Raw genomic sequence first — 5,227 nt, 5'->3', positions numbered from 1 at the left:
GTGGATTGCGGACATGAAAGTATGAGCGCAGCGGTCGTATCTGGTCGCGACACGTCTCCAGTCTTTCAGCTTTGCGAACATGTTTTCGATCAGATGGCGCTTTTTATACAGATGCCAGTCGTAAGGCGGCTTTGATTTCCGGTTCTTTTTCGGAGGAATACAGGCAGTGATATTACGTTCTGCAAGTGATAACCTGATCCTGTTGCTGTCATAGCCTCTGTCCTCCGATGAGCTCTTCTGTCTCGTCGGGGAGATCTGCCAGCAGCACGTCTGCGCCTTTGAAGTCACTGACCTGACCTGCTGTCAGATGCAGGCGAACAGGCCTGCCCTGACCATCGCACACGGCATGAAGTTTTGAGTTCAGGCCGCCTTTTGTCCGCCCGATATGGCGGGGAAAAGCCCCTTTCTGAGCAGGGATGCCGATGTCCGGTGCGCTTTGAGATGTGTCGTATCAATCATCAGGCGCTTCGAACGGCCAGCCTGTTCTGTCAGGGCGACAAATATCCTGTCAAAGACACACAGGCGGCTCCACCTGATGAAGCGATTATACAAAGTCTTGTGCGGACCATACGCTTTCGGGGCGTCTTTCCACTGAAGACCGTTGCGTATCACATAAACGATCCCGCTCAGAACACGCCGGTCATCCACACGTGGCACTCCGTGCGCCAGTGGGAAAAACGGCTCAATCCGCTCCATCTGGCTCTCAGACAGCAAAAACACGTTACTCACAGCCTCACCTCCATTGGTAAGCCTGTGAATCACAACGTCTCGCTCAGTTCAATAAATTAACAGGTCCTGAGCCTAGCAGCATTTGCTTGCACTGATGATTGAAAGCGCCTCATCTCTCGCCACCTTTGTGGCGGATGCCGGCTATTTCGAATGGCTGCGCGAGTGCGTGCGTCGTACCGGAAGGAATGATGGACCGGCCGATCGCTCCTTGCTGACAGGCTAAATGGGATGTCGAGCAGGCGCTCGATTAGTATGTGACTGACGCAGGTGAGACCGCCGTAGTGGGCTTCAGCGCGGCATTGCAAAGTGCCTTTATATTCATCCAAGCCTACTTGGTAGCAAATCGTTTTGCTACGCCCATGAGAGGCTGTTCCGTCTACGGGGCGGCGGAGATAAGTGGAACATCTGTCGTGAGATTATGCGTTAACATCATGATATTTCATCATTATATTTCTATTTTAAGTGAGTGTGGGTATCGGTGCTTGCGTGTCCCCGCAACCATCTCAAATTGTGATCCACGAACAGCAGAAGAACCAGCCACACGGCGGGTGCTCTTCTGTCTGTCTCCAGCCGCGACCCTCAGGATCCCGGCCAGATCACCGCAAACCTCTATCTGTAGATTCCCGTCCAATGGCTTGAGAATGATCGCGTCAATAAGCGTGCGGATAATCTCGGCCGCCTCCTGACGGCGGTCGTCCAGCTCGGCGTGCAAAGCCTCATGCAGCCGGTCGATCTGCTGGTGATAGTAACTCGCCATCTCAGGATGCAGCAGGGGAGGCGGTTCCTCTGCGTCGGCGAGTGTGATCTCCAGTTCCTTCTTGCGGGCTTCAAGTTGGACCATGCGGGCGTTGAGCCGGTCCGCAGCACCGCCCTTGAGGATAAGATCGACGAGACGGTCGAGGTCACGGTCGATCTTCTGGATTTCTGTCCGCGCCGATGTGATGTCAGCTGACGCTTCCATGCGCAGCCGGTTCATCTCGTCCGTGAAAGCCTTGCAAAATTCCTTGAAGAGTTCCGGATTCATCAGGCGATGGCGGAGCGCGGAGATTACGCGACGTTCCAGCTCCTCGCGCCGGATATTGGTGCGGTTGGCGCAAGTGCCTTTGTTGCGCGCCGTTGAGCAGCCCATCAGATCGGCCGAGATCATGGAATAGCCGCCGCCGCAGCAACCGCATTGGCTCAGGGCGGAGAATAGGTAGCGCGGGCGCCGCTTCTTCCGGAAATGGCCGTCATCGGCGCCGTCTCGGGTATCTGGGGTGGCCTCAAGGGTTCTCTGGCGCGCCTTGACGGAATCCCATAGCGCCTGATCGATGATGCGCAGTTCCGGGACATCGTGGATCACGCGTTCGGATTCAGGATTGGGTCGGGCCTGCCGCTTGCCGGTGTCCGGGTCTTTGACAAACTGCTGACGGTTCCACACAAGCTTGCCGATATACATTTCATTGTTGAGAATCCCCGTGCCGCGGGCGCGGTTGCCGTTGATGCTCGAGAAGCCCCACGCGCCGCCTCGCGGGCCGGGAATGTGAGCCTCGTTGAGAGCCACGGCGATCTTCCTGGCTGATTTTCCGGCGGCATATTCGCGGAAAATCCGTTGTACGGTCGCAGCTTCTTCCGGGTTGACGGTTCGGTCTCCCCGGACGGGCTCACCGTTGGCGTCGAGTTTCCTGACGACATCATAGCCATAGCACAATCCGCCGCCAGATTTACCCTGTTCGACCCGGCCGCGCAGGCCGCGGTGGGTCTTGGCAGCCAGATCCTTGAGGAACAGCGCGTTCATCGTTCCCTTGAGGCCGACATGCAGATGCGAGACTTCTCCCTCGGAGAGGGTGACAATCCGCACGCTGGCATAGTTCATGCGCTTGAAGACGCCAGCGATATCTTCCTGGTCGCGGGACAGGCGGTCCATGGCCTCGGCCAGCACGATCTGGAACCGCCCGCGCTGTGCATCCGCGATCAGCGCCTGGATGCCCGGCCGTATCAGCGACGCACCCGAGATGGCGTGGTCGGTATACTCTTCCACGATGCTCCAGCCCTGCCTCTCCGCGTGGGCGCGGCAGACCCGAAGCTGGTCGGCGATCGAGGCGTCGCGCTGGTTGTCGGACGAATAGCGGGCATAAAGGGCGACACCAATCATGGCGGGCGGTCTCCATGTGATTTGGCCCTGGCTCGGGCGGCTTTCATTTGACTCTCGAACCATTCTCGCGCCGCTCGACGGGCTAATAATCGGACAAGCGATCGAAGACGCTCATCCTGTTGCGCCTGCGCACAACCATCCGACGATGGGGTGGTTGCAGATAGCGGAGAGGAAGGCGCGGAAAAGCCTAGCTGATTGGCGCTCACCTTGGCTCACCTTCTTGAGAGAGGCAAGCGTTTGGCTCCACATGATGAGCAGCCTTGTGGACAGCCCCCGGTTTTGGTTTGCTACCTTGGTGGAAGAGGATATTCACTACCGAGTCCGAGACGATGAAGCGCGCAGCGCCGATCTTGACGGTAAGAATTTCGCATTTCTCGACCAGACGGTAGGCAGTCTTCCGGGAAAAGCAACAGAAGTTATGGATATGGCTCATGTGAATGAGCGAAGGAATCCCATAATATTTCAACATCACGGAATCCAAAGGTATCGTGCAACCGGCATGGTGCGGGGCGTCATGGATTTTCCGAAGGATCATTGCCCGAACGGATTCGGTGACAATGAGCTTCCGTCTGAATGACTTGATCTCGATGTCACCTTGAATGGCGAGGCGTGCAGCCGTCGCGGAGCTGAAGCCGAAAAGTCGTTCGCAGTCGACCAGTGGGACGGTGAGTGGGTAGCTTAGCCCGATCTTGTGGCTCATTTTGCTGTCTCCTATGCGTCTGGAGGCAGTTTCCAGGGAAGGGGAGGACACAACCAGTCCATGAGTCCATGGACTTTTGGTGTGGCTTGGATGCCCTAAGCCGATCCGTGAGTAATAAGGCGCTTGATCAGGAAAGCAGTGATCGAGACCGATCGCGGCTTTTGCTTTCTCCGTAGTGACTCTGAAAAATCACTTTTGGACGCTGAAAAAATCCACTCCCTGCCTGAGTAAGCGGATGAACATAGAGCGAGCTTTTATTGAACTGTGGTCATAATTCTGACATTCAAAATCGACGGATGTCTCCTCTGCTGCCGACGACGTTGTTGAAGCTTCTGAGTTCTTCGACGATATCGTCAGGCAGAGGGGGAAGGAGCAGCGCTGGAGGCGCTAACGTTTGGGCCCGCTTTCTGGGTTCTTCACGCCGCGACGCTGGACTCGTTGTCGTAGGTTTCCTGATCCAGAAATCATCTGCTTCAAGTGGAGGAAGAGGATTGTCGGAGTCCCACTGTCTCAGATAGTCTTCTGGAATCGTCAGGAGGTCTTCCCCAAATGCTCGGTTGCCCACCTCTGGCGGGGGCGTTGGACGGTCCTTCCTTGGAACGATAAGTTCCGCATAGGGATCAAATACTTTATATTTGTCTTTTCCGATGGGATCTTCGAGAAAAATCCGGTCTTCGGACACGTCGATGACTGGATGGTTTTTGGTGATTTCCGGAAGAGGCAGGTCGCTTTCCAGCCTCTCGATTTCATTTTGTGAAAGCATTTTTCTGCTTCCCTTGGATGTTTTCGCCAAGCCCCATTGCTGGAACCACAGGGCATAGCCGAGTGTCGCCAAGGTCAGGCGGTCGTCATGCGGGAAATCCATGAATGTCCGCCCTGCGCGCAATAGGTTATCGGTTTCTGCCTCACTTGGATGATGGGGCAGGAAGGACGAATCAGGCGGAAGAATCGGAAGATAGGCACGGCAGGCGATGACGTCCATCGCGGCAAGGATATGCGCGACGGGCATAAATATTCGCTTGAGATTTTTTAGGTGATTAATGCTGACGACGCCGTTTTCTTTTTTATTTTGTCTCTTTTCTGATGGGTCCACATCTTCTGTGTTTAAGACGTTCGGTTTCGGCTGCTGTTCCCGAGCGCTCCGGGAGGGAGCGCTCGGTTCAGTGAAATAGTCGTCGATGTCGCGGTTGAGAGGAATGCAGTTTCTGTTCTTACTGAACAGATGAAAGCAGAGGTTCCACGAGACCGGGATGTCCGGATGATGCAGTGCCAGTCGAGCAGCGATATGGAGTGACCGGCCGATATAACGGACTGCATCTTCGAGAATGGCAGCGCGCATGGCACGATATTCTTCAAATCCGTAGCGTGGAACATGGCGTCCGACTTCTCTTTCGACACCCACCAGTTCATGCTGCACGCGCCAGAGTTCCATCTCCCGTTGGAAGCGGAAATAAGCTTCCCAGTTTAGACTCGGCCCGATCAATGGGGGCTGCGATTCACCAGCACGTGCCGGGTTTTCAGTCTGTTTTGCCGATTGGGCGTAAAGAGCTCTCTTCGGATATTCCATCCAGGCATCCCAGATGTCGGTGCTGGTGCCGGAGCCTATCGGATCGATGGGTGCTGTCACGTTAACTTTGGCATTTTGAGTTACCGGTTGGCGTGAC

At 55.6% G+C, this 5,227-nt stretch carries 3 protein-coding genes and 1 pseudogene; all 4 read right to left on the bottom strand.

From position 1 onward, the window contains the following. Positions 1 to 729, bottom strand: a pseudogene (locus HK28_RS06805) (IS5 family transposase); the annotation flags it as partial. A gap of 445 nt (positions 730 to 1,174) precedes the next feature. Then, positions 1,175 to 2,860, bottom strand: a complete 1,686-nt coding sequence (locus tag HK28_RS06800; RefSeq protein WP_086643853.1) for a recombinase family protein — start codon at positions 2,858 to 2,860, stop codon at positions 1,175 to 1,177. Positions 2,861 to 3,065: 205 nt separating this feature from the next. Then, on the bottom strand, positions 3,066 to 3,563 hold the full coding sequence (locus tag HK28_RS13745) for a hypothetical protein (protein WP_143217348.1): 498 nt from the start codon (positions 3,561 to 3,563) through the stop codon (positions 3,066 to 3,068). A gap of 283 nt (positions 3,564 to 3,846) precedes the next feature. Next, positions 3,847 to 5,227 (bottom strand): hypothetical protein (locus HK28_RS06790; RefSeq protein WP_233140405.1); only part of this gene is annotated, 1,381 nt, incomplete at its 5' end.

Source organism: Acetobacter sp. DsW_063 (genome assembly GCF_002153745.1).
GTDB lineage: Bacteria > Pseudomonadota > Alphaproteobacteria > Acetobacterales > Acetobacteraceae > Acetobacter.
Note: the sequence above shows the minus strand (reverse complement) of the source record. Positions and strands in the feature narration are given on the sequence as shown.